The 1,449-nt window shown below is 70.2% G+C and carries 1 protein-coding gene; it reads right to left on the bottom strand.

The annotated features are described in order from the left end of the window. On the bottom strand, nt 1–1,449 hold a 1,449-nt coding region (gene cofG / locus P3H15_RS53935; RefSeq protein WP_276144812.1), incomplete at both ends, for a 7,8-didemethyl-8-hydroxy-5-deazariboflavin synthase CofG.

The following is a 1,449-nucleotide window of genomic DNA, read 5'->3' as shown; positions in this document are numbered from 1 at the left end:
TCGGTCAGCCAGTCCCGGATGCTCTGCCCACCCCGGGAGGCGCCGTTGACGATCTCCATCGGCGAGAACGCGTGCACATGCATCGACGGCACCCGCTTCTTGACCGCCCGCACCAGATCGGCGTACCCGGTGACCGGCAGTTCCGGGTCGATACCACCCTGCATGCACACCTCCGTCGCCCCCGCCACGTGCGCCTCCCAGGCCCGGTCCGCGACCTGGTCGGTGGACAGGGTGAACGCGTCCGCGTCCCCCTTGCGCTGCGCGAACGCACAGAACCGGCACCCGGTGTAGCAGATGTTGGTGAAGTTGATGTTCCGGTTCACCACATACGTCACCTCGTCCCCGACCGTGTCCTTTCGCAGCGCATCGGCCAACGCCACCACCGCCTCCAGACCCGGACCGTCGGCGGTCGCCAACGCCAGGTACGCGTCGTCCGACAGCCCCGCCGGGTCGCGTTCGGCGGCCCGCAGCGCCGCCAGGACGTCGGTGTCCACCCGCACCGGGCCACTGAGTTCGAGGACCTGCTCGCGGACGGTCTCCCAGTCCCCGAACGCGCTGCCCAGGTCGCTGCGGGTGTCGGTGTGGCGGCCGGCGGTGTCGATCTCGGTGTGCAGATCCACCCGCCCCGCCGACTCCCAGGACTCGTCCGGCTCCTGCCACGGCAACCCCACCGGGATGGTGCCGACCTTGGCGAGCCCGGTGTCCGGGTCGGAGAGGGCGTGCACGTGCCCGGTGATCCGCGGATCGATCCACGGCGGGCCGGCCAGCACGAACTGCGGCTGCGCCGCCGTCCGCTCGGTCAGCTCGAACCCGGCGGCCGCGGTGATCTCGGCCAGGGTGTCCAGGTTCGGCCACGGCCGCTCCGGGTTCACATGATCGGGGGTCAGCGGCGAGACCCCACCCCAGTCGTCGACCCCCGCACCCAGCAACGCCGCGCACTCGGTCATCGACACCAGATTCGGCGGTGACTGGATCCGCATCCCCGGACCCAGCAGCAGCCGGGACACCGCGATCGTCGCGGTGAACTCCTCGAGGCCGGCGTCGGGGGCATCGCGCATCGCGGTGTCCGGTTTGGCCAGGAAGTTCTGCACGATCACCTCCTGGACGTGCCCGAACGCCTTGTGCGACTTGCGGATCGCCATGATCGACTCGGCCCGCTCCCGGACCGTCTCGCCGATGCCGACCAGGATCCCGGTGGTGAACGGCACACTGAGCCGCCCGGCGTCGGTGAGGGTGCGCAGCCGCACCGCCGGATCCTTGTCCGGGCTGCCGTAATGGCATTCGCCCTTGTCGGTGAACAACCGGGTGGAGGTGGTTTCGAGCATCATCCCCATCGACGGGGCCACCGGCTTGAGCCGGGAGATCTCCTCCCAGCTCATCACACCCGGGTTCAGGTGCGGCAGCAGCCCGGTCTCCTCGAGCACCCGGATCGACATCGCCCGCAGGTAG

It is taken from the genome of Rhodococcus sp. T2V, from assembly GCF_029269925.1.
Lineage (GTDB): Bacteria > Actinomycetota > Actinomycetes > Mycobacteriales > Mycobacteriaceae > Rhodococcus_F > Rhodococcus_F koreensis.
Note: the sequence above shows the minus strand (reverse complement) of the source record. Positions and strands in the feature narration are given on the sequence as shown.